The sequence below is a fragment of the Paenibacillus fonticola DSM 21315 genome (assembly GCF_000381905.1).
In the GTDB taxonomy this organism is placed as follows: Bacteria; Bacillota; Bacilli; order Paenibacillales; family Paenibacillaceae; genus Fontibacillus; species Fontibacillus fonticola.
Window position 1 is genome coordinate 90,804 of the sequence record NZ_KB907263.1, and the last position, 23,262, is coordinate 114,065.

Annotated in this window: 24 protein-coding genes and 1 other RNA gene; 12 read left to right on the forward strand and 13 right to left on the reverse strand. The window is 48.7% G+C overall.

Translation table 11 applies throughout. The features are described from left to right. The first annotated feature begins 19 nt into the window (after positions 1 to 19). The 4 genes from G358_RS0118780 (at position 20) to G358_RS0118795 (ending at position 4,296) form a co-directional block, all read left to right on the forward strand. Positions 20 to 745 carry a glycerophosphodiester phosphodiesterase gene (locus G358_RS0118780; RefSeq protein WP_019638795.1) on the forward strand — a complete coding sequence of 242 codons (726 nt, stop codon included), beginning with the start codon at positions 20 to 22 and terminating at the stop codon, positions 743 to 745. Between the two features lie 34 nt (positions 746 to 779). Then, on the forward strand, positions 780 to 1,424 hold the full coding sequence (locus tag G358_RS0118785; protein ID WP_019638796.1) for a fumarylacetoacetate hydrolase family protein: 645 nt from the start codon (positions 780 to 782) through the stop codon (positions 1,422 to 1,424). A gap of 1 nt (position 1,425) precedes the next feature. Beyond that, on the forward strand, positions 1,426 to 2,250 hold the full coding sequence (locus tag G358_RS0118790; RefSeq protein ID WP_026342356.1) for a DUF92 domain-containing protein: 825 nt from the start codon (positions 1,426 to 1,428) through the stop codon (positions 2,248 to 2,250). A gap of 72 nt (positions 2,251 to 2,322) precedes the next feature. Then, a complete protein-coding gene (locus G358_RS0118795; RefSeq protein ID WP_019638798.1) occupies positions 2,323 to 4,296 on the forward strand; it encodes an ABC-F family ATP-binding cassette domain-containing protein in 1,974 nt (657 codons plus the stop codon). Between the two features lie 109 nt (positions 4,297 to 4,405). Here G358_RS0118795 and G358_RS0118800 read toward each other — a convergent pair whose 3' ends face one another. From G358_RS0118800 to G358_RS0118825, 6 genes are all read right to left on the reverse strand, one after another. After that, on the reverse strand, positions 4,406 to 5,212 hold the full coding sequence (locus G358_RS0118800; RefSeq protein WP_019638799.1) for a hypothetical protein: 807 nt from the start codon (positions 5,210 to 5,212) through the stop codon (positions 4,406 to 4,408). After that, the gene (locus G358_RS0118805; RefSeq protein ID WP_019638800.1) at positions 5,199 to 6,236 is read right to left on the reverse strand and encodes a M42 family metallopeptidase; all 1,038 of its coding nucleotides are present in this window, start codon (positions 6,234 to 6,236) and stop codon (positions 5,199 to 5,201) included. Before G358_RS0118805 ends, G358_RS0118800 begins: the two co-directional genes overlap by 14 nt. A 51-nt stretch (positions 6,237 to 6,287) precedes the next feature. Continuing rightward, positions 6,288 to 6,608: a LapA family protein gene (locus G358_RS0118810; protein WP_019638801.1), complete on the reverse strand. Its 321-nt coding sequence runs from the start codon at positions 6,606 to 6,608 to the stop codon at positions 6,288 to 6,290. 99 nt (positions 6,609 to 6,707) lie between these two features. Next, positions 6,708 to 8,498, reverse strand: coding sequence for an oligoendopeptidase F (pepF, locus tag G358_RS0118815; RefSeq protein WP_019638802.1), 1,791 nt, complete (start codon positions 8,496 to 8,498; stop codon positions 6,708 to 6,710). A gap of 249 nt (positions 8,499 to 8,747) precedes the next feature. Beyond that, the gene (locus G358_RS33505; RefSeq protein ID WP_019638803.1) at positions 8,748 to 8,918 is read right to left on the reverse strand and encodes a hypothetical protein; all 171 of its coding nucleotides are present in this window, start codon (positions 8,916 to 8,918) and stop codon (positions 8,748 to 8,750) included. A gap of 38 nt (positions 8,919 to 8,956) precedes the next feature. Next, on the reverse strand, positions 8,957 to 9,190 hold the full coding sequence (locus G358_RS0118825) for a hypothetical protein (RefSeq protein ID WP_019638804.1): 234 nt from the start codon (positions 9,188 to 9,190) through the stop codon (positions 8,957 to 8,959). 214 nt (positions 9,191 to 9,404) lie between these two features. Here G358_RS0118825 and G358_RS0118830 point away from each other — a divergent pair, with 214 nt between their 5' ends. Then, on the forward strand, positions 9,405 to 9,602 hold the full coding sequence (locus G358_RS0118830; RefSeq protein WP_018750471.1) for a cold shock domain-containing protein: 198 nt from the start codon (positions 9,405 to 9,407) through the stop codon (positions 9,600 to 9,602). 261 nt (positions 9,603 to 9,863) lie between these two features. Next, positions 9,864 to 10,760 carry a hypothetical protein gene (locus G358_RS0118835; RefSeq protein ID WP_026342357.1) on the forward strand — a complete coding sequence of 299 codons (897 nt, stop codon included), beginning with the start codon at positions 9,864 to 9,866 and terminating at the stop codon, positions 10,758 to 10,760. A 131-nt stretch (positions 10,761 to 10,891) separates the two neighbouring features. On the opposite strand, the gene G358_RS0118840 is transcribed toward G358_RS0118835, so the two are convergent. Both G358_RS0118840 and G358_RS0118845 read right to left on the reverse strand, forming a co-directional pair. Further along, positions 10,892 to 11,539: a nitroreductase family protein gene (locus G358_RS0118840; RefSeq protein WP_019638806.1), complete on the reverse strand. Its 648-nt coding sequence runs from the start codon at positions 11,537 to 11,539 to the stop codon at positions 10,892 to 10,894. 88 nt (positions 11,540 to 11,627) lie between these two features. Beyond that, a complete protein-coding gene (locus G358_RS0118845; RefSeq protein WP_019638807.1) occupies positions 11,628 to 12,824 on the reverse strand; it encodes an MFS transporter in 1,197 nt (398 codons plus the stop codon). 176 nt (positions 12,825 to 13,000) lie between these two features. Here G358_RS0118845 and G358_RS0118850 point away from each other — a divergent pair, with 176 nt between their 5' ends. The 3 genes from G358_RS0118850 to pfkA all read left to right on the forward strand — a co-directional run bounded on the left by G358_RS0118850 (position 13,001) and on the right by pfkA (position 15,584). After that, complete coding sequence (locus G358_RS0118850) at positions 13,001 to 13,321, forward strand: hypothetical protein (protein WP_019638808.1); 321 nt, start codon at positions 13,001 to 13,003, stop codon at positions 13,319 to 13,321. 92 nt (positions 13,322 to 13,413) lie between these two features. Then, the gene (locus G358_RS0118855; protein ID WP_019638809.1) at positions 13,414 to 14,496 is read left to right on the forward strand and encodes a tetraprenyl-beta-curcumene synthase family protein; all 1,083 of its coding nucleotides are present in this window, start codon (positions 13,414 to 13,416) and stop codon (positions 14,494 to 14,496) included. 116 nt (positions 14,497 to 14,612) lie between these two features. After that, on the forward strand, positions 14,613 to 15,584 hold the full coding sequence (gene pfkA, locus G358_RS0118860) for a 6-phosphofructokinase (protein ID WP_019638810.1): 972 nt from the start codon (positions 14,613 to 14,615) through the stop codon (positions 15,582 to 15,584). A 244-nt stretch (positions 15,585 to 15,828) separates the two neighbouring features. On the opposite strand, the gene G358_RS0118865 is transcribed toward pfkA, so the two are convergent. From G358_RS0118865 to G358_RS0118880, 4 genes are all read right to left on the reverse strand, one after another. Continuing rightward, a complete protein-coding gene (locus tag G358_RS0118865) occupies positions 15,829 to 17,199 on the reverse strand; it encodes an MATE family efflux transporter (RefSeq protein ID WP_019638811.1) in 1,371 nt (456 codons plus the stop codon). Between the two features lie 64 nt (positions 17,200 to 17,263). Next, entirely contained in the window at positions 17,264 to 18,457 is a 1,194-nt protein-coding gene (locus G358_RS0118870; protein WP_019638812.1) for a putative glycoside hydrolase, read from the reverse strand. A 112-nt stretch (positions 18,458 to 18,569) separates the two neighbouring features. Continuing rightward, entirely contained in the window at positions 18,570 to 18,773 is a 204-nt protein-coding gene (locus G358_RS0118875; RefSeq protein ID WP_019638813.1) for a hypothetical protein, read from the reverse strand. A gap of 168 nt (positions 18,774 to 18,941) precedes the next feature. Next, positions 18,942 to 19,769 (reverse strand): YitT family protein, encoded by an 828-nt coding sequence (locus G358_RS0118880; RefSeq protein ID WP_019638814.1) that lies wholly within the window; start codon positions 19,767 to 19,769, stop codon positions 18,942 to 18,944. A 275-nt stretch (positions 19,770 to 20,044) separates the two neighbouring features. On the opposite strand from G358_RS0118880, the gene cshA reads away from it, so the two are divergent. Beyond that, a complete protein-coding gene (gene cshA, locus G358_RS0118885; protein WP_019638815.1) occupies positions 20,045 to 21,628 on the forward strand; it encodes a degradosome RNA helicase CshA in 1,584 nt (527 codons plus the stop codon). Between the two features lie 85 nt (positions 21,629 to 21,713). Here the strand turns inward: cshA and G358_RS32480 are convergent, their stop codons facing one another. Continuing rightward, positions 21,714 to 21,818 carry a hypothetical protein gene (locus G358_RS32480; protein ID WP_019638816.1) on the reverse strand — a complete coding sequence of 35 codons (105 nt, stop codon included), beginning with the start codon at positions 21,816 to 21,818 and terminating at the stop codon, positions 21,714 to 21,716. A gap of 173 nt (positions 21,819 to 21,991) precedes the next feature. Between G358_RS32480 and G358_RS30480 the strand changes: the two genes are divergently transcribed. Then, a complete protein-coding gene (locus G358_RS30480; protein WP_019638817.1) occupies positions 21,992 to 22,846 on the forward strand; it encodes a YesL family protein in 855 nt (284 codons plus the stop codon). 56 nt (positions 22,847 to 22,902) lie between these two features. Continuing rightward, positions 22,903 to 23,092, forward strand: a non-coding RNA gene (gene ssrS, locus G358_RS32485) — 6S RNA. Positions 23,093 to 23,262 lie beyond the last annotated feature (170 nt).

Here is a 23,262-nt window from a genome sequence, read left to right on the forward strand (position 1 = left end):
ACCGAAGGAGGCCTCTAGTATGAACAACTTATGCGTGGCTCACCGAGGGTTCTCAAGCAAGGCTCCCGAGAATACGATGGCCGCAATCAGGATGGCTATGCAGAATCCGTATGTGCAGTGGGTAGAAGTAGATGTGCAATTAACCAAGGATGGCGTACCAGTCTTGATTCATGATTATACTTTGAACCGGACGACGAGCGGGCGTGGGCCAGTGAAAGAGAAAACGTGGGAAGAACTGAAAAAGCTCGATGCTGGCAGCTGGAAATCAAAAATATTCAAAGGAGAGCGTTTAATCTCCTTGGATGAATTTCTAAGCGCCATATGCGGACGCCTCCGCGCCAATATTGAAATTAAAGCCCGGGGAGATATGTATCCGGGTCTTGAAGAGAAAGTGATTACAGCGATCAAGCGGCGGCAGATGGAGCGCGATGTCGTTTTAACTTCCTTTGAGCCGAAAATATTGGCCAGAATTAGAGAGCTTACGCGCGGCGTGCGCACCGGTCTCATTATCGAGGGCCAACCGAAGGATTTACTGCTACGGCTGCAGTTGCTGCGCTGCTCCTTTCTATCGATCAGCCACCGTTATTTAACGGCCGATTTGGCTGCGCGTGCTGCAAGGCTGGGCATAACAGTCATGGCCTGGACGATCGATGACGCGCGAACGATGAAGCGCATTGCGGCCATGCATGAAGATATCCTTATTTGCACCAACCGTCCGGACGTGTGGCAGACGGCAATGATCTAACACAATAATTGCATTATTAGGAGGCGCAATTACGATGAAACAGCTCATTAAAAATATTTATTGTGTGGGGCGCAATTACCGGCTGCATGTAGAGGAACTGGGAAATGACGTTCCAAAGGAACCGATGATTTTCATGAAGCCGTCCCATGCGGTCGTACCGATGGATGGCAGTAAGGTGGTTTTGCCGGAAGGACGCGGGGAGGTTCATTATGAAGCCGAGCTTGTCCTGCGCATTGGACGGAATTATGAGCCGGGAATTTCGGTGGATGATTTGGTGGATGTGATGGCTTTTGGCATTGACTTCACACTGCGCGATGTACAGAACGAGCTGAGGGAAATCGGACATCCCTGGACAGCGGCTAAAGCATTCCTGAATTCAGCGCCATTGACGCCTTATATGGCATTTCCCGGTACAGAGGGTGTGGCTGGCGAAGATTTTCTGCTGCGGAAAAACGATGAGATTGTACAGCGGGGGAACACCGCTAATATGATTTTTTCATTACAGCAAATTGTTGATTTTATCGCGGAGCGATATGGATTGGGCGAAGGGGACCTGATCTTCACCGGGACGCCTGAAGGAGTCGGGCCGGTAGCTGATGGGGACAAGCTTGAATTGGCTTACGGAGGCCGGGTTCTTGGCAGCTGCACGGTGCAGCTTGGGTCCGGTTCCAATTCCTAAGATGGGCTGGCTGATTGGATTTACCGGCGCGATCGTTGTATCGGCAGCGGCATATTGGAAACGGTCGCTCAGTTTGTCGGGCATGATTGCCGCCACATTGATGGGAACGATTTATTTTGGCGCCGGGAATGTATTCTGGTTCGGAATATTGCTGCTGTTTTTTATTACATCGAGCTTGTTTTCTAAACTAAAAGCGGACCGAAAATCGGAGTCGGAGAAGAGCTACGCCAAATCCGGCACAAGAGACGCAGGGCAGGTGATGGCTAATGGCGGGCTGGGGATGGCAGCTTGTGTCGGTAACGCGCTGTGGCCGGATTCAGGATGGGTGCTGTTTTTTATCGGCGTTATGGCCTCCGTAACGGCCGATACGTGGGCGACGGAATGGGGCAGTCTCAGCCGGAAGCCTCCGAGGTCTATATTGAATGGCAAGCCGATAACTGCCGGGACGTCCGGAGGGGTATCGCTGCTCGGAAGTTTAGCCGCTCTAGGCGGCGCCGTGATAATCGGAGGAGCTGGCTGGCTGCTTGCGCAATGGGCTGGCCTTGCGGCTGATGTGGGCAAGCCTGTGTTATTATGGATCGTCATCGGCGGATTGTCCGGCTTTGCTGGGGCAATGATCGACTCTTATTTGGGAGCTACAGTTCAGAGCATGTATCGCTGTACGGTCTGTGGCCGAAGCGTGGAGGCGGTGAGGCATTGCAATGAAGCCACTGTCCCTTTGCGGGGCTTTACTTGGTTAAATAACGATATGGTGAATATGATCAGTTCACTTGCGGCAGGCGGTATCGCTCTCGCTTTAGGCAAATGGCTGTTTGGCGTTGTTTGATAAGCTATTGTTATTTTTTTGGATACGCTGCAGAAGCTGCGCGCTTGTATTTCATGTAAAGTAGGGAACAAGATGAACATTTTAACAGTAGAACAAATTTCGAAGAGTTACGGGGACAAGGTTTTGTTTGAGGATGCGTCCTTCGGAATGGAGCAATACGACAAAATCGGCATTATCGGTGTAAATGGGACAGGGAAATCCACTTTTTTGCGCATTGTTGCCGGTCTTGAGGCACCGGATTCCGGTCGTGTGGCGGTAAACAATGACGTAAGGATCGCCTGTTTGCCGCAAAACCCGGATTTTGATCCGGATACGACGGTGCTGCGGCAGGTGTTCCAGGGTGAAGATCCATTGCTGCGAACGGTGTCAAGCTATATTGAAGCCGTTGAGCAGTTGGAGCTGAATCCAGCGGACGAACAGCAGCAGGCTGCGGTTACGAAACTGAGCCAGGAGATGGATCGGCTGCAGGCCTGGGGACTGGAAAGCGAAGCAAAAAGCGTGCTGTCAAAGCTGGGCATTACGGACTTTGGCGCCAAAGTCGGTCAGTTGTCCGGCGGGCAGCGTAAACGAATCGCCTTGGCTTCCGCACTGATCGTTCCGTCCGAGCTGCTCATTTTGGACGAGCCGACGAACCATATTGACAACGAATCCGTGGCCTGGCTGGAGGCCTATTTGCAACGGCGCCGCGGCGCTTTGCTCTTGATTACACATGACCGTTATTTCCTTGACCGGGTATGCAACGTCATGCTGGAGCTCGATCATGGCAGGCTGTTCCGCTACGAAGCAAACTACACCCGCTTTCTCGAGCTGAAGAGCGAGCGGGAGGAGCGGGAAGCATCTGCCGAGCAGAAACGGCAAAATTTGCTTCGCAACGAGCTGGCATGGATTAAAAGGGGAGCAAGGGCGAGAACGACGAAGCAGAAGGCAAGAATTGAACGGTTTGAGAAGCTGCAGCAGGAGAGAACGGAGTATAAGAGCGACCAGCTCGATATTTCTGTGGCCTCCACACGCTTAGGGCGAAAAATCGTGGAAATTTCTGAGTTAAGCAAATCGGCTGCAGATCGCCTTCTGATCCGGGATTTGACCTATACGGCGGTTCCCGGAGACCGGGTCGGCATTATCGGTCCGAACGGCAGCGGGAAGTCAACTTTGCTGAATATGATAGCCGGCCGAGTGGAGCCGGATGAGGGACATGTTGAATTGGGAACGACCGTGAAGCTCGGTTTTTTCACGCAGGAGCACCAGGAGATGGATGAGAAGCAGCGGGTTATCGAGTATATCAAAGAGGAAGCGGAGGTCATTACGACCTCCGACGGCTCGCGGATTACTGCAGCGCAAATGCTAGAACGCTTTCTGTTTTCGCCAACGATGCAATGGACCCCGATCAGCAAGCTGTCAGGCGGCGAGAAGCGCAGGCTGTATTTGCTTCGCGTGCTGATGGGGGCGCCAAATGTGCTTCTGCTCGACGAACCGACGAATGATCTCGACATCCAGACATTAACGGTGCTGGAGTCATACTTGGATGAATTTCCGGGAGCGGTGTTCGTTGTTTCTCATGACCGGTATTTTCTTGATCGGACTGTGGATAAAATTATGGCTTTTGAAGGAGACGGTGTCGTTGCCGTTCATGCAGGGGACTACAGCGATTATGAAGAGAGGCTGCAGCATATGAAACGTGCTGAGCCGGAGCCAGGGATAGGGAGCGGCGGAGCGAGGGGCAAAGCATCCTCAGCGAACGATTCGGGCTCCAAAGGAGAGCAGAATGCAGCAGCTGGTCCGGATAGCAAGGATTCGGCGCGGGTGGAGCGGGTGAAGTTCAGCTATAACGAGCAGCGGGAATATGAAGCAATTGACGGTATGGTGGAAGCGGCGGAAGAGCGGCTTACAAATATCGCTGCGGAGATGGAAGCAGCGGCCAGCGACGCTTCCAGACTGCAGGAGCTCGTAGCGGAGCAGCAGGAAGCCGAGGCAGACCTGGAGAGGCTGATGGATCGCTGGACGTACTTAAACGAGCTGGCTGAGAAAATCGAGCAGCAGCGAAACTAAAACGACTGAACATTGAACATTGAACATTGTTGATTAATGTATTGATGCGTCGATCTCTGTTGGATTGATCTTTATTGTTTGATCTTTTTTTGATTGATAGTTGAGCAGTTTAACTTGATGGCTGAGCAATGACGATCATTTGCTGCAAACTCCGGGAATCTCCTTTTAGCGTAACCTCTGCAGCATTCATTTGTGAGGAGCCGTCGCCATCGAGGAATATTCCCTCTTTATAAGCTCCGGGAGCAATGAGCTGCTGGATGGCTTCTCTAAATTGGGTGGCCGTACAGCGTGTGGTCGTCACAATAAGCCATATATGACCATACTCGTCATAGACTAGGCCGGATCGCAAACGCTGCTCATCAGGGAAGGGAAGATGCTCCTGTTCGGCCACGCTGTACCAGGTCGTCTCGTTATTGAGATTCATGCTGACTCCCCCCTGCGCCCAGTAGCTTTTGCGATCCATTACATTAATCTCTGATGCCGAGGAGACGACCTGAACAGAGAAGCTGCCGGCCGTACCATCCCAAACGAGTGTGCCCCGGGGGTATTTTACGTTAAACCAGCCAGATCCATATTCTCCCTGTTGACCTTTAACAGGGAGATCGTCTTTTACGGCTACGGATAAAATATCGCTTCCGTAGAAGAAACCGCCATTCATTCCATATACCGGAGAATCAGCCAATGCTTTGTCCGTTTGTCTCAGCTCGATGGAATCCGGCTGGGTGGCAAGCGCATAGAGCTGCACCCCATTGACAGCTTTGCCGGTCTGAAAAGTATATGGACGCGGGAGCATCTCATCTTCTGCCCGGGTCAGCATAAATACTATACTAAGCATAAGAGCCCCAGCAGCGGCCAACGCCACGCTCCAGCGGCTCAGGCTGCGCTTGTCCCATTGCTTGCGGTTAGCCTGCAACATAGGCTGCCAGCAGCTTTGCCGTGTTAAATATCGCTTGTTTATGCGTACGTTCCATGGCATGTGAAGCGTGTACCCCGGGGCCGAGCAGAGCGGCGCGAATATTGTTGCCGCCCCTTAAAGCGGCGGAAGCATCCGAACCATAGTGGGGATAAATATCGATCGAATGAGGAATATTCAGCCTCTGGGCAAGCTGAATCAGCTTCCCGGTCATATCGTAATCATACGGCCCCGTGGAATCTTTGGCACAGATCGAGACATCCGTCTCCTTACAGTTTAAATCATCGCCGATCGCCCCCATGTCGACCGCAATCATTTCGTGGATTCCGCCAGGGATTGACGACGCTCCGTGCCCAACCTCCTCGTAGTTGGAAATGAGCAGCACAACATCATGAGCCGGCTGCCATCCTTCGCGGCAGCTGGATTCCAGCAGTCCGAACAAAGCGGCAACGCTCGCTTTGTCGTCAAGATGACGGGACTTGACATAGCCGCTTGGCGTAATGACTGGACGGGCATCGAAGGAAATATAGTCACCGGCCATGATGCCCAGCTTCAGTACGTCTTCCTTGGTGCTTACGAGCTCATCGATGCGGATCTCCATATGGCTTTCTTCACGTGTGAAATCACGGGCATCGCTATAGACATGGACGGAAGGCCGGGTCGTCAAAATCGTACCCGTGTAGACTTTGCTGCTCCGTGTATGGATCATGCAATATTCGTTCTCGATGCTCTGCATCATAAAGCCGCCTATCGATGTAATGGCCAGTGTTCCCCGTTCGGTGACGGAACGCACCATGGCGCCAAGTGTATCAACATGAGCGCTAAGCGCGATGCGGCGGGAGGAGTCCTTACCTTTCAAGGTTATGAGGGCTCCTCCCTTTTCGTTTTGCGTAAACGGAAGGCCAAGGGCTGAAGCCTCGGTAGCGATCAATTTCATGATGCGTTGCGTGAAGCCGCTCGGACTAGGTGTATTTAGCAGCTTAGTCAACAGATCGAGTATGTAGGTTTCATTCGGTTGAATATTCATGCTCGTTCCTCCTAAAATGGAAAGATGCTGTATTTACTATAATCGCGGTAACTATATGTCTTTCGCAGCAGACGGCTGTTCCGTCTCTGCTTTCCCGCTTTCCGGAAATTCATACCCGGTAGCGTCCTGAATTTGCGCCAGCTTTGCGCTCAGGAGCTTTACTTCTTTCTGCAGCCGATATCCGCGGTATATGCCGAAGGAGCCGACGATAATACCGCCCAGCAGAGTGGAGCCGAGAATAAGCAAAATTAGCGGGATTTTCACGGAATTAAACAACAGGTTAACTTGGACTGGCTCCACGTTGATCACGGCAAAGAGGGCGGTAATAAGGGCAAATACGAGAGCCAGAATAAGGGACCACTGGAGTTTCATTGGTTCAAACACATCCTTTCTATTAACAGTGTAAAATCTAACAGTGTAAAATCCCTTGCCCGTGTGGGCAAGGGATCAAATCACCAAAAGTTTTACACGCTATTTCGTTAATTGTTCCATTTGCTCGATGAGTTCCTCAAACACGCTCATCGCTTTACGAATCGGCTCAGGCGAAGACATATCGACACCGGCCTTCTTCAAAATATTAATGGAGTAGTCGCTGCCGCCGCTTCTTAGGAAGCCGAGATAACGGTCGACTGCAGGCTGCCCCTCATCAAGAATTTGTTTGGAGAAGCTTGTCGCTGCGGAAAATCCGGTTGCGTATTTATATACGTAAAAGCTCGTATAAAAATGAGGGATCCGCGCCCATTCCATCTCGATATCCTGATCGACGGTCATCTCCTTGCCGTGATATTTCACGTTAAGGTCGTAGTATATTTGGGACAGCTCCTGTGGAGTCAAAGAATTGCCTGCTTCCGCGTGCTCGTGCACAATTTTTTCAAATTCCGCAAACATCGTTTGCCGGAAGACGGTCGTCCGGAACTGATCGGCGTAGTAGGTGAGCAGGTACAGCTTTTGCTTTGGATCCGCCGATTTTTTCAGCAAATAATCCATGAGCAGTGCTTCGTTTGTCGTCGAAGCGACTTCAGCAAGGAAAATCGTATACTGGGCATCCCGGTATTTCAAATGTTCGTCTGAGAAATAGGAGTGCAGCGCATGCCCCATTTCGTGCGCCAGCGTGAACATGCTGTTCAGGTTATCCTTGTGGTTCAGCAGCACATAAGGATGCGTGCCATAGGCTCCCCAGCTGTATGCTCCCGTACGCTTGCCCTCATTCTCATAAACGTCAATCCAGCGGTTATTCAAGCCCTCCTGAAGCACTTTGAGATAATTGTCTCCAAGCGGCTTCAGTCCCTCCATTAGCATTTCTTTCGCTTCATCATAGGAAATATCCCATTTGTATTCCTCAACTAGCGGAGCGAACAGGTCGTACATATGAAGCTCATCTACACCGAGCAGCTTTTTCCGGAGCTTCAAATAGCGCTGTAGCAGCGGGAGGCTCTCATGAATCGTATCGATGAGATTCGTATACACTTCCTTAGGGATGTTATCGCCATAAAGCGACATTTCAAGCACGGAAGGGTATTTACGAACACGGGAGTAGAACATGTTCTTGTTAATGTTGGCGCTGAGCGTTGCGGCGATCGTATTTTTCTGCTTGCTGTAGGTTTCATAGACGGCCTTGAACGCCCGCTCCCGTACCTCCCGGTTTGGGTTTTCCAGAAATTGAATATAGCTGCCGTGGGTCAATTCCACTTCCTTGCCATGCTCGTCTTTGATTTTAGGAAATTTCATGTCAGCATTGTTGATCATTCCGAAAATTTGCTGCGGGGCCTGCGACAAGTTGCCGACTTGGGCGAGCAGAGCTTCTTCAGTCTTGCTGAGCACGTGCGCCTTCTCGCGCTTAATTTCCTGTAAAGTAAACTTGTAATCGGCAAGTTCAGGGTTGTTGATGTAGCTGTCAAGCTCCTGCTCCGGAAGAGCCAAAATTTCCGGGGTGATGAACGAGAGCGCCTCGCTAACCTCGACGCTTAGCTTCTTTGCCTTTTGTACGAGAGCCTGGTATGTAGGGTTGGTTGTGTCCTGGTCATGGCTCAGATGGGCGTACACGTACAGGCGTTCAATGCGCAAAGACAGATCGTCTTCCAAAGCGAATACCGCTTTGACGTTCTCGGGCGTGTTCAGCTTGCCTTCAAAATTCGCCGCTTTATTCTTAAGCTTTTTCAGCTCTTCATAAGTTGTGTCCCATTCCTGCTGATTCGAAAATAAGTCTTCCAACTGCCAGCTGTTCTCTGATAGCACTTCGGAACGTTTAGGTATTGTAGTCATAGGTATCCTCCTTTGAGTTGAATGAGCTGGTGAACGAATGTCACTGGCGGCTTCAGTGGGCAAAGCCGTAATAAGCAGGGTAGAGGACAGCAGGAGAGGGATTAGGGAAATACTTTTCATACAATGGAACCTCCCTTACGATGAATCGGGGCATTGTATTAGTATTACCTTTATCCCAAATAATATTGCTTCCGCTACTGTCTTCGCCGTGCTTCCGCCATTACCGTCGCCGTATCGTTGCTATGCTGTTTATGCCAGGAAACTGTAAATGACGAGAATGAACGCAAAGGCAATCATTAGACTAGCGAAGATAGCCAGCCAGCGCCTGATTTTCGGGGGAACTTGATTTTTGGTCAAAATGAGCACGATCCCCAGAGCGAATGCAGAGATAATAAAAATAATCAGGTTTGAACTTTCCATGGTTATGATAGTTCTCCTTCACAGTTAATAAACTAGGACTACACTTGCTTGAATGCGTTCATGATGTCATTCCATTCATCTTCTCTGCCTGCGAACTCCTCCTTGGGAAAGCGCTGCTCGGCCCAGCTCATCAGTGCGGGCCGGCTAAGAAAAACGTGGGAATCCTCGCCCCATTGGTCAGAAATTTCCCGCAGGACGAGCGATTTGCCCTGAACTTCTACAAACATCATATTCCATTTGTCTTTTTTGTATATTTCGTGTTTTTTGATCATCTTAAACGTTCTCCGTTCTTGCCTTAATGTTGGATATATTTTTTATGTAAAATGATAACTCACGCCCCGCCTGAAAGCAAATGAAAAACGGCGCAAGCCGCTCCTTTTAAATTGATTGGCGCGCAGGGCAAATGATACGTTGCATTGTATCAAACCATGGAGTATAATATGGATATTCGTCAATGATGGCGATTATTTTTAGGAGGTTGTTCATTTGAAAGGTACAGTTAAATGGTTTAACGCAGAAAAAGGCTATGGCTTCATCCAAGTTGAAGGCGGCGAAGACGTATTCGTGCATTTCTCCGCGATTCAAGGCGACGGATTCAAAACACTAGAAGAAGGCCAAGCCGTTGAGTTCGAAATCACTGACGGTAACCGTGGTCCTCAAGCCGCTAACGTAATCAAATTATAAGATATTTTCCGTATTAGCGGATCACTTATAAAGTTTGGTTTCAAGAAGGCTTAAATATGAAAGACACAGCTCATTATGGGCTGTGTTTTTTTGTTGTCCACAGAGCATAGGAGGAGGAAGTGTTCGCCTCATATGCGTCTTTGACGAGTTTAAGCAGCGAATGATAAAATAACTGAAATAGCATAGACCGTACGAAGAGGGGCTTTGAATAAGGAAGAGATTCAAGTTATCCAAATCCAAACGATGGAGAGGGGAAGGGATATGAGTGATCTTGTAAAAGGCCAAGAAACGTTGGAACGGGCTAGGAGCTTTATGTATAATAGCGCTCGTTTGCTGGATCGGATGCGATTTGCGTATCATTTTGAGAATGGTTCCAGGGAGGACGTAATTCGGGCTCTGAAGCCATATCAGAATAAGGACGGCGGATTTGGACAAGCCCTTGAGCCGGATATGCGTTGTCCTGAAAGCCAGCCCGTCACTACAGAAATGGCGATTTCGCTTCTTAAGGAGGTTGGCGGTTTGGACTCGGAGCTAGTTACGGCACTGCTAGCCTATTTAGAAAAACTGACGCTTCCCGGCGGAGGTTTTCCACGTGCGACGACAGCCGTCAATCATTATGGGCATGCCCCCTGGTGGAAAACCGAAGCAGACGACATACCTGCCTTGAACCCCACCGGTAAGATTATCGGCATGCTGTTAGACAGTCCGCTTCGGCAGCAATTATGTGATCAGGAGTGGTTCCAATCTCACCTGGCTTTTCTGTGGCAGACGCTGGAGGGGAGCCGTCCTGGCGATTATCATGATGGAGAGCAGTGGTTGCTGTTTTTAGCTAATGCCCCGGACTCCGAGCGAGCAGCCGGCCTCTATCCTGTGCTCGATGAATGGCTTAGCTCTCCGGGCGTAATAGAGAGGGATCCACTTGCTGGCGGGTATGTACAGAAGGTGCTCGATTATGCTCCCTCGCCTGAAAGTTATGCCTATCGCTTTGTTACGAAAGATGAGGTGGAGCTGCATTTGGACGAGCTCCAGAAACAGCAACAAGCCGATGGCGGGTGGCCGATTGCTTGGCCGGCTGTAAGTGCAGCCTCGGAGCAGGAATGGCGGGGGTACGTCACGGTTAACCACCTATTGACGCTCCGCGCGTATGGACGACTGTAGGGAGAATGCGCAAAATAGATGAAGAACCTAAAATAACGGACTGTATAGGGAACGTGTCCCTGTTCGGTCCGTTATTTTTATAACTTTCATAATGTTTGCCATTAGTTGGAGATTTGCTTCGCTTAGGTTGTTTACTCCACAATACGGAGAATTTCCGCGACTTCTTTACGGGGTGTAGCTTTCGGCGAAATCGCAGGGTGTCCAAGCGCAATTACCATGTTCACTCCGCGGTCGTCCGGTATATCGAGATAATCCCGCAGTTTGTCCTCTGCCAGCAGCACCGGACCTGTCATAGGGCAGGTTGCCAATCCCTTGGCGTGGGCGGCGAGCATGAGGTTTTGCGCAGCAAGGCAGCTGCTCTTCAATCCTTCTTCCGTCCAAACCTCAGGCTCTACGAAAGAAATTGGGTCAAAGATACGTTCTCTGAATTTTGAGGTGTACGGCGTTGAGAGACAGATGATCAATACAGGAGCCCCTGAGAAGGCGGTAGCATAAGGCCCAAAGGATTTAACGAGCAGTTTGGCTTCCCGGGCCAGCCCCTCGCCTTCGGCACGCGCGGCAACTTCATGCAGCTTCTCCCAGGTGAAATCTTCAATATGCTTGATCTTCTCTTTATTAACCACCGCAATGAATTCCCAAGTTTGTGAGTTCGTATCGCTAGGTGCATAACGTGCACAATCGATAATTTCTTCGATATCCGAAATTGCAACAGGCTCTTTCTTAAAATCCCGTATGCTTCGGCGGGTGATGACGATGTCCCGGAATTGACTAAAATCCATAATATCCCACCTTCGTTTCTATTAACACTAGGTACTATAAGCTGCTCTTAATTATAACGTATGTCATAGCGTTTGAACAGAAGGCGGATTATTCGTTCATCGTTGTAGTAGTACTGCTCTGCGTCTTAGGTTTGGACCGGTATAAAAAGCGGCTGGCAAAGCCGATAAAAGCGAGTAAGGACGTACCCATCGCAGCGAAATAAAAATTTTCCCTGCCGAAATGCTCGAATAGCATGCCGCCAAACGCTCCGCTGCACAGTCCCGACAAGCTCGACCACATGATGGTGAACAAGGCGAGCCCTGTGGCTTGAAATTGCGCGGGGATGAGCCGGGTTAGCATCCGTATGGCCGTGACATAAAATATGCCGAAGGAGACGCCATGCATCAGTTGAATAAGCAGCACTCCAGTGGCAGAATCGGACATACCTACCAGCATGAACCTTAAGGCAAACATCAGGCTGGCCAGCAGCAGCAGCGGAAGCTCTTTGAAGTTCGAACCGTACCGGGTCAGCAGCAGAAAGACCGGTATTTCCGAGCAGGCCGACAGCAGCATGGCCCAGCCGATCATTTCTTTCCCAGCTCCAAGGTCATGCAGCGTAATGGATAGGAAAGCGTCGTTCATCCGCATGCCGAGGGCAAGGCAAAATACGCAGCCCAAAAACCAGAGCAATTCTTTTTGCTTGAGGATCGATAGGATGCCCGAGAAATTGACCCTCGCTACGCTGGCAGCCTGATCTTTAATGAAAAATGTAAAAAACAGCGCCGTACCAGCGATAATCATAGATAAACCCATCGTCGTAATAGAAGGGATGGCGGACAGCACATAACCTATTAGCAGGGCAAAAATAGCGAAGCCGATCGAGCCGAAGATACGGATCGACAAAAAGTTTTTGTTATGGCGATTGGCTGTTGAAATCGCGATCGAATCGGTTAGCGGAAGCACAGGATAAAAGCAGGAATAGTACAGCGCAATAATAAATATAATGACCGAAAACTGCGTGGCCATCGAAAGGAAGAACGACATCAACATTTGTCCTGCCAGCAGGATAAACAGTATTTTCTTTATGGTGCGGTAACGGTCGCTCGCATAGCTCCACATTAGATTGGATATCAATGAGATCATCGGGCCGACGGCGTAGATGTAGCCGATCTCTGTTCTGGAAAGTCCAAGGTCCGCATAGAAAAGCGGAAAATAGGATGCCACCAGCGCGCTTGTTCCGTAAATCGTAAAAATAAGAGCCCTAAGCCAGGATACTTCACTGCGGGCCGCCTGAGGTATTTTCATTGTTCGATCTGGACTCCGTTCGGGAAATTTATGTACATTATATCTATTTTGACATACAACGACAATAATAGATCGTATGGGATAACTCGGATTTAATAAGATTTTTAACATTTTAAATTTCCGGTATAATACTATATAACAATATACTTTAATATACTTTCGATAGGAGGAGCAGCGTGTATCATTCCTGTTTTGTATACGATGATAGATTGGATATGCATGTGCCGGCCCTGGATCAGCCTTTCGAGACTTATAATATGAATGAAAGATTGGCGATGATCGAAGAATGGGAAAATATCCGGGGGCAAATTCCAACGAAAGTGATGGCGCTTGAACGTTTGATTGAGCGGAAGCTGTTGGAAATGGGCAATGAGAATGATTTTGAAAAAAGCTGTCGAATTAACGGAGAAATTGCGGAGTTAGCCAGCCGTATTCACGATCTGCAAATTTGGTACCGGGTATCTCAAGATGAGCCTACAATGAAAACTCATCTGTGATTTAGTTAATTTGTGCAAAGAGAGGGATCATATTATAATATAGACTGGTTTTGTATACATGAACTATCTAAACAACCTATGGAGGCAGGCCATTGATTGAACTTAAGCAAAGCCGCAATCAGTTTCCCCGAGAGCCCATCAGGCTGATGAGCCGAGTATACAAGTTCATCTTACCTGAGGTACGCAAGGAGCTTGATAGCTGGAGAAAGGATGCGGGCAATATCCCCGATCCTGAGCTAAGAAGACAAGCGCTTGCCAGCATTAAGACGAAGGAGTTCCATTGTCAAGGGGGCGCTGTGTATGCCGCTGCAAACTTGCCGCAGCGTCATATTATCATACCTTTAATTGTAGCTTTTCAGACGATCAGCGATTATTTGGATAATCTTTGCGACCGTAGTACGTCGATGGATGAAGGGGATTTCCGTTTGCTTCATCAAAGTATGCTGGATGCGATTAATCCTCAGGCACAGCTGCAAGATTACTATGCGCTCCGGGAGGAGCGGAATGACGGGGGATATTTGCACCGTCTCGTTTTGACCTGCCATGCCCAAATTGTCAAATTACCCGGGTATCGTTCAGCCCAGCCGCTAATTGCCGATCTGGTACAACTGTACACGGACTTACAAGTGTACAAGCATATTGATCCCAGCCGCCGTGAAGCCGCTCTGCTTGCTTGGTGGGAGCTTCACCAGGCACGGACACCACAATTGAAATGGAATGAGTTTGCGGCAGCGACTGGCTCGACGCTTGGTGTATTTATGCTGTTTCTGTCGGCGAGCGACGAACATTTGGATGAGGCGAGTGCCCGAACCATTCATAATGCTTACTTTCCTTATGTTTGTGGACTACATATTATGCTTGACTATTTGATTGATCAGGCTGAAGATGAAATTGGCGGAGATTTGAATTTCTGCAGCTACTACGATAGTAAAGAGACGATGTTAAACCGAATTGCCTTTATAGTTGATGAAGCTCGTAAAGATGTTGCGGCTCTGCCCGCCTCTTCGTTCCATGTGATGATAATCGAAGGGCTGCTGGCTTTATATTTATCCGACCCCAAAGTCAGCGAGCAGCAGGAAATTCGAGAGGTATCTAAACGGCTTATGAGAAGAAGTCCGTTAATGCGATTGTTCTTCTTTGTAAACAGCCGCTGGATTCGCAAACGTTTAAAGTAATAGTGAATTGAATGTAAACGAAATGAATGCTTACGAAGCAAAGTTTTGCTTCACAAAACTAAGCGAATGCTTACGAAGTAAAGTTTTGCTTCACAAAACTTTTAGGAGGAATCATTATGTCAGCAGTAAAAAAAATCGCAGTTCTCACCAGTGGCGGTGACTCCCAAGGCATGAACGCTGCAGTTCGCGCCGTCGTTCGCAGCGGATTGTACTACGGTCTTGAAGTATTCGGAATTCAGCGGGGGTATCAGGGACTGCTCAATAATGATATCTTCTCCATGGATCTTAGAAGTGTAGGCGACATTATTCAACGCGGGGGAACGATTCTTCAATCTGCACGCTGCGCGGAATTTAAAACGCCAGAAGGCCAGCAGAAGGGGGCGCAAATTTTGCGCGATCGCGGTATCGATGGTTTGGTGGTCATCGGTGGCGATGGTTCCTATCGGGGCGCTGAAAAGCTCAGCAAGCTAGGAATAAAAACGATGGGCCTTCCAGGCACAATTGATAACGACGTTTCTTTTACCGACTATACGATCGGTTTCGATACAGCAGTAGGCATTGTTGTAGACGCTGTAAATAAACTGCGTGATACGATGTCTTCTCATGAACGGGCGTCCGTCGTAGAGGTAATGGGACGCCATTCCGGGGATATCGCCCTGCATGCAGGATTGGCTGCAGGAGCCGAAACGATACTCGTTCCGGAAGTGCCGTTTGATCTGAATGAAGTTGCTGACCGGATGAGATCGAATTTTGACAACGGTAAGAGACACAGCATTGTTATCGTGGCAGAAGGCGTTGGCACTGGAGAAGAAGTCGTCAAAGCGATTAAAGAGCGCCAGCCGTCTTTGGAGCCGAGAGCTACTGTGCTGGGCCATATCCAGCGCGGCGGATCACCAACTCCGTTCGACCGCAATCTGGCGAGCCGACTTGGAGATTTTGCGGTACGCAAGCTGATTGAAGGCGAATCGAACAAAGCTTGCGGGATGATTGGCGGGGAAATGCTGCTGACCGATATCGAAAAAGTGGTTGCCACGAAGAAGAAGTTCGATATGAGTCTCTATGAGCTCGCTTCCCGTTTATCTCAGTAATCCTGCTGCATAAACGGATGGCTTGAGAGTGGAGAACATGCAAAGATGAAAAACAAGAGGGAAATTCAGATGGCGATGGCCAAATGAATTTCCCTCTTTCTTGTAATAAGTTGATTTGATAAAAATGATCCAGTATTTAGACATTCAGGAGAAAAGATCGATTTGATAAAGATGGGCTGTAAGCCTTTCTTTACGCTTAAGTCCAGCTGTTCTTGCGGCTAACCTTGCTCCGGCTATATTGGCATTATTCGGCGCTCTGCTCTAGCGGTTTCCGGGTAAATTTACGCTGGATGAAGATGAGGCGCCAAACCAGAAGCAACGCGGCAACAGCCAGTCCGGAAATAAGGCCGATCCAGTAGCCGTAGGCTCCCTGGTTTGTGTAGTTAGAAAGCACATGCCCAAGCGGCAGGCCGATAATCCAGAAGGCGAGCAAAGTAATCCAGAAGGCCGGATTGACGTCTTTGTATCCGCGAAGCGCCCCTTGAATCGGTGTAGCTATGGCGTCTGAGAGTTGGAAAAAGACCGCATAAATCAGGAAATGCATAATCAACTGGACGACTTCCTGTTCGCTGGAATAAATTTGAGCGACATTTTGACGGAACAGCATAATGATCAGCGCGGTGACCACGGACAGAACGGCAGCAGTTCCAATACCGATATAGGAATACTGCTTCGCATCCTTTAATCGGGAAGCCCCTGTCTCATAGCCGACGAGAATCGTCAAGGCCATACAGATGCTGAGCGGAATCATGTACAAGGTGCTGGCGAAGTTCAATGCGGCCTGGTGGGCGGCTATCGTCAGCGTATCGAAGCGGCTCATCAGCAGCGTTACGGCGGCGAATACAGCCGTTTCGAAGAAGATGGCGAGGCCGATCGGTACGCCAAGCTTCAATAACTCCTTCCACTTTGCCAGCGACACGCCGTACCATTTGCGGAAAACACCATAGGACGCGAAAGGCTCTGCCTTATGGGCGATCAGCACCGAGATCAGAAAAATGCACCAATAGGCGAAGGCTGTGGCGATGCCGGACCCGATCCCTCCCAGTTTGGGAAAGCCCAGCTTTCCGAAAATCAGCACATATCCGGCCCCTACGTTCAGGGGCAAAGAAATGAGCGTAATGATCATAGATACTTTGGTTTGTCCCAGCGCATCGATAAATGAACGGATGACGATATAGCCGAACAGCGGCAAGATGCCAGCCGAAATCGCGACTAAAAAATACAGGGCGATATGATGTACTTTAGGCTCCAAATTCATACCGTTTAGCAGTGGTGAGACGACGAATGCGCCGATAACTGCTACAGCAATGGCGATGGCGGCCGACAGCCAGAGCGCTTGAATGACATGGTAGCCTACTTTATGTTTCTGTCCTGCGCCGATCAATTGGGAGACGACGGGAATCAGGCCCATCAAAATTCCGCTTAACCCGGTCTGGACAGGTACCCACAGGCTGGAGCCGATGGCTACGCCTGCTAGGTCAGCTGGGCTGGCATGTCCCGACATCATTGTATCGAAAAAAGTCATTAATGACATCGTAATTTGCGTTACTAGGATCGGGATAAGTATTTTAATAAATTGAGCGTATTTTTGTTTAAGATTTACTGTAATTCTCACGTAATTGCTCCTCAGAACAACCAGACTAAAACCCGGGCAATCGCCCGGGCTGTGTCGGATGCACTTATTTGTATTCTACACCTGACGTATATCTGTTGGACGCATTCCAGAGCAGATATTCATCGACATTCAATTCTTTGAGCGCGCGAATTTGCTCCTCGACTTCATGTTTACCGTATTTAACATAATGTCCCTTTCCAAGCCAACTGGCAGTAAAATCCTGAATCCATGGACGGATCAAAGGCTTGTTATCGCCAAGCGGCTCCAGCTTCTTAAGGGTATCGATGGTAGCGCCCTTTATCGTTTGATAGGGGGCCGTGTCCGGATCTTTGGCATTGAACCAGCCGCTTGTATAATGGCTCGGATAGATCATGGGGCAAATGATATCGACGTTTTCCGAGATTTTGACGAAATCCTGGCCGATTCCTTCCGCAGCGGGAACAGAGGCGGCATAGCCGAAAATATCGACGGAAACCTTGACGCCCAGGGGTTCCAATTCCTCTTTGGCGTATTTGACAAAAGAAGTTACTGCATCCACGCGGCTTCTCTCATCCTTGTAATATTTCAAAGAGTCCGCACGCTTCTCAAAGCCTTCGGGAAAGCGCACGTAATCGAATTGAATTTCCTTAAATCCGAGTTTGGCAGCTTCTTTGGCTATTTCGAGGTTATATTCCCAAACTTCCTTGTTGTAGGGGTTGACGAAAGCATCCCCTTTGCTGTTGCTCCAGACGGAACCGTCGCTATGTACAAAAGAATACTCCGGATGCTTCTTGGCAAGTATGCTGTCTTTAAAAACGACAACGCGGGCAATCGGATAAATCTCATGTTTGTCTAAGCGGGCCATCAGGGCGTCGATATCGCGAATAAAAGGCTGCGGCTTGCCGAGCTCCTGCAGCTTCGGGTTATCTGTTTTGTAAGTAATGTAGCCGGTATCATCTTTCAAATCAATGACCATTGAATTCAGCTCGGTGTTGTCTAATAAATCAATGAGCTGTTCCATGCGTTCACCGCCAGCGCTATAAGCTGTTACATAAATTCCCTTGACAATGGGAGCCTCTACCTGCGGGGGGGCTACAAGCATGGAGGGCGGCAGCGGGTCATCGAGCCGACCTTGTGCGGCATTAGCTACAAAAGTATGATAGGATGATTGAAAAATGCGCGGCAGGCTGCCGATGGAGTCGTCTGCCGGAGCTGGAGTGCTGTTCCCTCCATTACTGCTGTTTAAAGCTAGCAGTAACAGAGTCCATATGATGTTCATCGTCTTCTCTCCCTTAAGATAGACTTGCCATAATCATTTATTTCCTTAAAAAAGCCGCCTCTTCTGTCAAGACAAAAGAAAGCGGCTTTTGTACAGCAATAAAGCTCCATATTCAATGAAGAAATTTCGTATTTTGCAGCTCGCAAATACTGAATTGAATAATCTCCATAGCATCATTCGGTTCCAAGAGGTTTATGCCATCTCGGAGGATGATCATGGAGTCAAGCTCCTTCTCATCGAAGAAAGGCAGCATGTCGGGGAACCACTTCATGACGATTTGAGCCAGTTTTACCGTTTCCATATCCACATCAATCACCCTTTCCTCCAGAATCATTCGTTAAGAGAATCATTCTTAAACGGAAAAGCACAAAGCCTGTGAAATAAGGTAAAGCTGAAATCCTATGAAATTGACTAAGGAACCACGTAATTCATTATAACATAATATGGCGAACAATGACACGGCGGACAGGGGGGACGGAAAAAATTACTTTTTCCGGAAAGAGCCCATAACGGCTACAGTTTCCACAATGTTGACAAAGGCTGACGGGTCGGTCGCTTTAATAATATTTCTTAGCTCTGTCAACTCATAGCGCGTCGTTACGGTCATAAGCATATCCTTCTCTTTGTGGGAGAAGGCACCCTGCGTTTTGATGAGCGTTACGCCGCGCGGGAGCTTTAGCAGCTTATTCAGCAAGTCATCTGTCCGGTCTGTAATGATAAACAAAGTGATTTTCGTATGACTGACATGAATTAAATCGACTACTTTTCCGCTCAAGTAAATCGAGACCATCGACGCCAAGGCCAGGTTCCAGTCACCTTCGATATAGCCCATAGCAAGAATGACGATCGCGTTCATGGAGACGAGGACGCTGCCGACGGGAAAGTCACGGTATCTTGTAATGATCGAACCTATAATATCAAAGCCGCCTGATGAGCCGCCGGCCCGAAATGATATTCCGCTGCCGATGCCGACCAGGACACCGCCGACGACGGCGGAGAGAAAAGTGTCGGTCGTAAGCGGCGTGCCCCCTACCGGAATGAGGGCGATAAACCAGGTCACGGCGGCGACGGAAAGAATGCTGAGCATAACGAAGCGCCGCCCGAGCAGGAACAGGCCGGCGATAAGAATAGGTATGTTGTATACCATGTACATGACACTGATACTTAGAGGCGTGAAGTAACCGGTTAACATGGACAGTCCGGACACTCCGCCGCTGAGCAGGTGATGCGGTACGAGGAACAGATTGAAGCCGGAAGCGATCAGAGCAGCGCCGATCACAATAACTATACTGTTAACAATTGTTTTGAGCATAGAAAGTTCACCTCTTAGGAATGTAGAAATATGCCAAACAGCTTGCTGGTGTTCTTTTCATGTTTTGTGCTATAATGTTTGAGATATTCTTGAGTAGGTATCCTTTTCCATGATAAATGGCAAAGAAAGTATAAGCGATCTGTGAAGTTTGTCTAAAAAATCCGTAAGCTATGTAAAATTTATGGGTTGATGGGACAGCCTATAAACGTTCCAATGCTACTTAAGAATACAGTCAAGATAGTGGGATGTCCACTTATAGAAGGAGTATGAATATATTGAGCACATTTACAGATTTTGGTCTAGAGCCTAAAGTTCTACAAGCCATTAAAGAACTCGGTTTTGAAGAAGCGACACCGATTCAAACCAAATCGATTCCTTATGCGATGACCGGTCGCGATTTGATCGGACAAGCGCAGACAGGGACAGGGAAAACGGCAGCTTTCGGTCTTCCGCTTATTAACAAAATTCCGGCCAGTGAGGAGCGGATCGTCGCACTCATTATGACCCCGACTCGGGAGCTGGCGATTCAGGTAGCTGAAGAGATTGGCAAGCTGTCCCGCTTCAAAGGAATCCGCTCCCTTCCGATTTATGGAGGACAGGATATTGTCCGGCAAATTCGCGCATTGAAGAAAAAACCTCAAATCATTATCGGTACCCCGGGCCGCTTGCTTGACCACATTAACCGCAAGACGATTAAGCTTGATGACGTACAGACTGTTGTACTGGATGAAGCCGATGAAATGCTAGATATGGGCTTCATGGAGGATATTCAGTCGATTTTGAAGCTTGTCCCCGAAGATCGCCAAACAATGTTATTTTCCGCTACAATGCCAATAAATATCCAGAAGCTGGCTCAGCAATTCCTTAAAGATCCGGAGCATGTCTCCGTCATCCCGAAACAGGTTAGTGCACCGCTAATCGATCAAGCTTACATTGAAGTGCATGAGCGTCAGAAATTCGATGCGCTTACCCGCTTGTTAGATATGGAATCTCCAGAGCTTGCCATTGTATTTGGACGGACAAAGCGCCGCGTGGACGAGCTGGCTGAAGCATTGCAAAAACGCGGTTATTCCGCCGACGGCCTTCATGGGGACCTGTCCCAAAATCAGCGGGATAACGTTATGCGCAAATTCCGGGATGGCAGCATCGATGTTCTGGTTGCTACGGACGTTGCAGCGCGTGGTCTGGATGTCTCCGGCGTAACTCACGTCGTTAACTTCGACCTCCCGCAGGATCCCGAAAGCTATGTGCACCGTATCGGCCGTACAGGACGGGCAGGCAAGGAAGGGGTAGCCTGGTCGTTCGTCACGCCGCGGGAAATCGATCATCTTCATTTCATCGAGCGGATCACGCGTCAGAAGATCGCTCGCAAGCCATTGCCTAGCATTGCAGAGGCGATTGAGGGTAAACAACGTATTACAGCAGAGCGCATTCTCGAACTTGTAGAAGCAGCTGAATTGAACGAGTACAAAGGAATTGCGATTCAGCTTCTTGAGCAATATGATTCCGTTAACCTGCTCGCCGCAGCTTTCAAGCTGATTACAGGCGATAAGGCCGAGAAAGCGAACATTGAGTTGACGCCGGAAGAACCGATTCGCGTGAAGCGCCGCAATCCGGATATTCGTTCGAGCGGACGCAAGCCATACGGCTATGGCAGCCGCAGCGGAGGCGGAGGATATCGCCGGGACAATCGTGATGGCGGAGGCCGTGGAGGCTATGGCAGCAAGGGAGGATACAACCGGGATGGCGGACGCGACTCTTACCGCTCGTCCTCCTCGGATCGCAAGCCGCGTCCGGCAAGCAGCGGCGGTGACCGCAGACCGACTAGACGCAATGACAACGCCTCTTATGACAACTAATCTTCAAATAATCTGACATGCATACAAACCATAACTAAGAAGACGGCGGCGCCTTGTGCGCTCCGTCTTCTTATTTATTGGGATCTTAGTACAGGATAGAACGGCTCACAATAACGAGTAAGATGAACAATACTAAAATCGTACCTGTGGAAGTCCAAAAACCGCCATATCCTGGGCCTACATGGGACATGTGACAACCTCCTTTAAAGTTGTTTTTGAAGTTACGGTATATACTATGGCTGGATAGTTAACCGAGTTTAGACACTTACCCAATGGAAGTGAAAATAGGCGCTGGATTGAGCTCATTTAATCATGTATAGTATTATTTATAGACAAAACCTTACTTGGAGGGAGATTTTCTTTTTGGAGTACAAAGGATTAATGAGCGGGTTTTATAAAGTTACAGAGTGGATCATGAGAATCTCGGGCAGCAATCTGTTGTGGATTCTCTGTGCGTCGCCCTTCCTATTTTTTGTGCTGACAGGATTGTTAAGCACGGATATCGACATGTGGATACAAATCGCCTGGATATTAGCGATATTGGCACCGTTTACACTGTTTCCGGCGACGGCGGCTTTGTTTTCTGTGACACGGAAATGGGTAATGGGCGAAAGTGATGTAAGTGTAATCAAAACTTACTTTAAAGGCTACAAAGAAAATTACAAGCAAAGCATGCTCGGCGGAATTTTCTATACGTTATTATTCATTATTATGATTGTTGACTATAACGTATATATGAAGCAATTTGCCAATATGCAAATTATCGGCATTATTATGCTGATTTTCTTGATTCTGCTGTCCGTCTCACTCTTTAACTTTTTCTCATTGGTATCTCACTATCATTTGAAGACTTCACATTTAATTAAAAATGCGGTGCTCTTGACGATTCTCCGTCCGTTTCGCGTATTGTCCACCGTTCTTTGTGTGGTCGCGCTTGGCTTCATTACAATGCGGTTTACATGGCTAATTTTGTTCGGTTTCGGTACGCTTACAGCCTTTGTCGCGTTTTATAATTTCTATATCAGCTACAATAAGCTGCAGGAGAAAGTAGAGAAAATGCGCCAGGCCGAAGAGGAATTGGAAGCGGAGAGAAATGCGGACGAGGCAGAAAGCGATGAAGCTGCTGGCGAGCTTCCCGATGGCAGCGAAACTGTTCACGGCGGCAGCGACGCTGGCGGAGCAGCTGACGGAGAAGAAAAAGACAGCAACAAGAAATAATAGCTCGTCATTTTACATTAGGTTTACATTTGCAGCTAGAAGGACTATAATAGATTTACGTCCTGCGATGTGCGTTTCGGTTCTATGTTGTTTTGAACCAATGACAATGTCCCGGGAGACTTATATTGCAACGTTGCTGAAAGGCCCTATCTTTACGATGAGGGGACTTCAAAGACGATGCTGCGGTCACCCACCTGCTGATGCAGGTTCGAGACAGCGTAACCGGACGGCATAGGCGGGTCTCTTAATTCGATGATGAACGGCACCTTGTATACCTTTATTTTAAGGCTGCAGGGTGTTTTTTTGTGCAAATATATGCTTCTATGCAAATATGTGCCCCTATTTGTGCCGATGTATGATGACTGTGCTTTTGTTTGTAACGCAACAATGTTAAACTAAGGTAATAACGCATTACA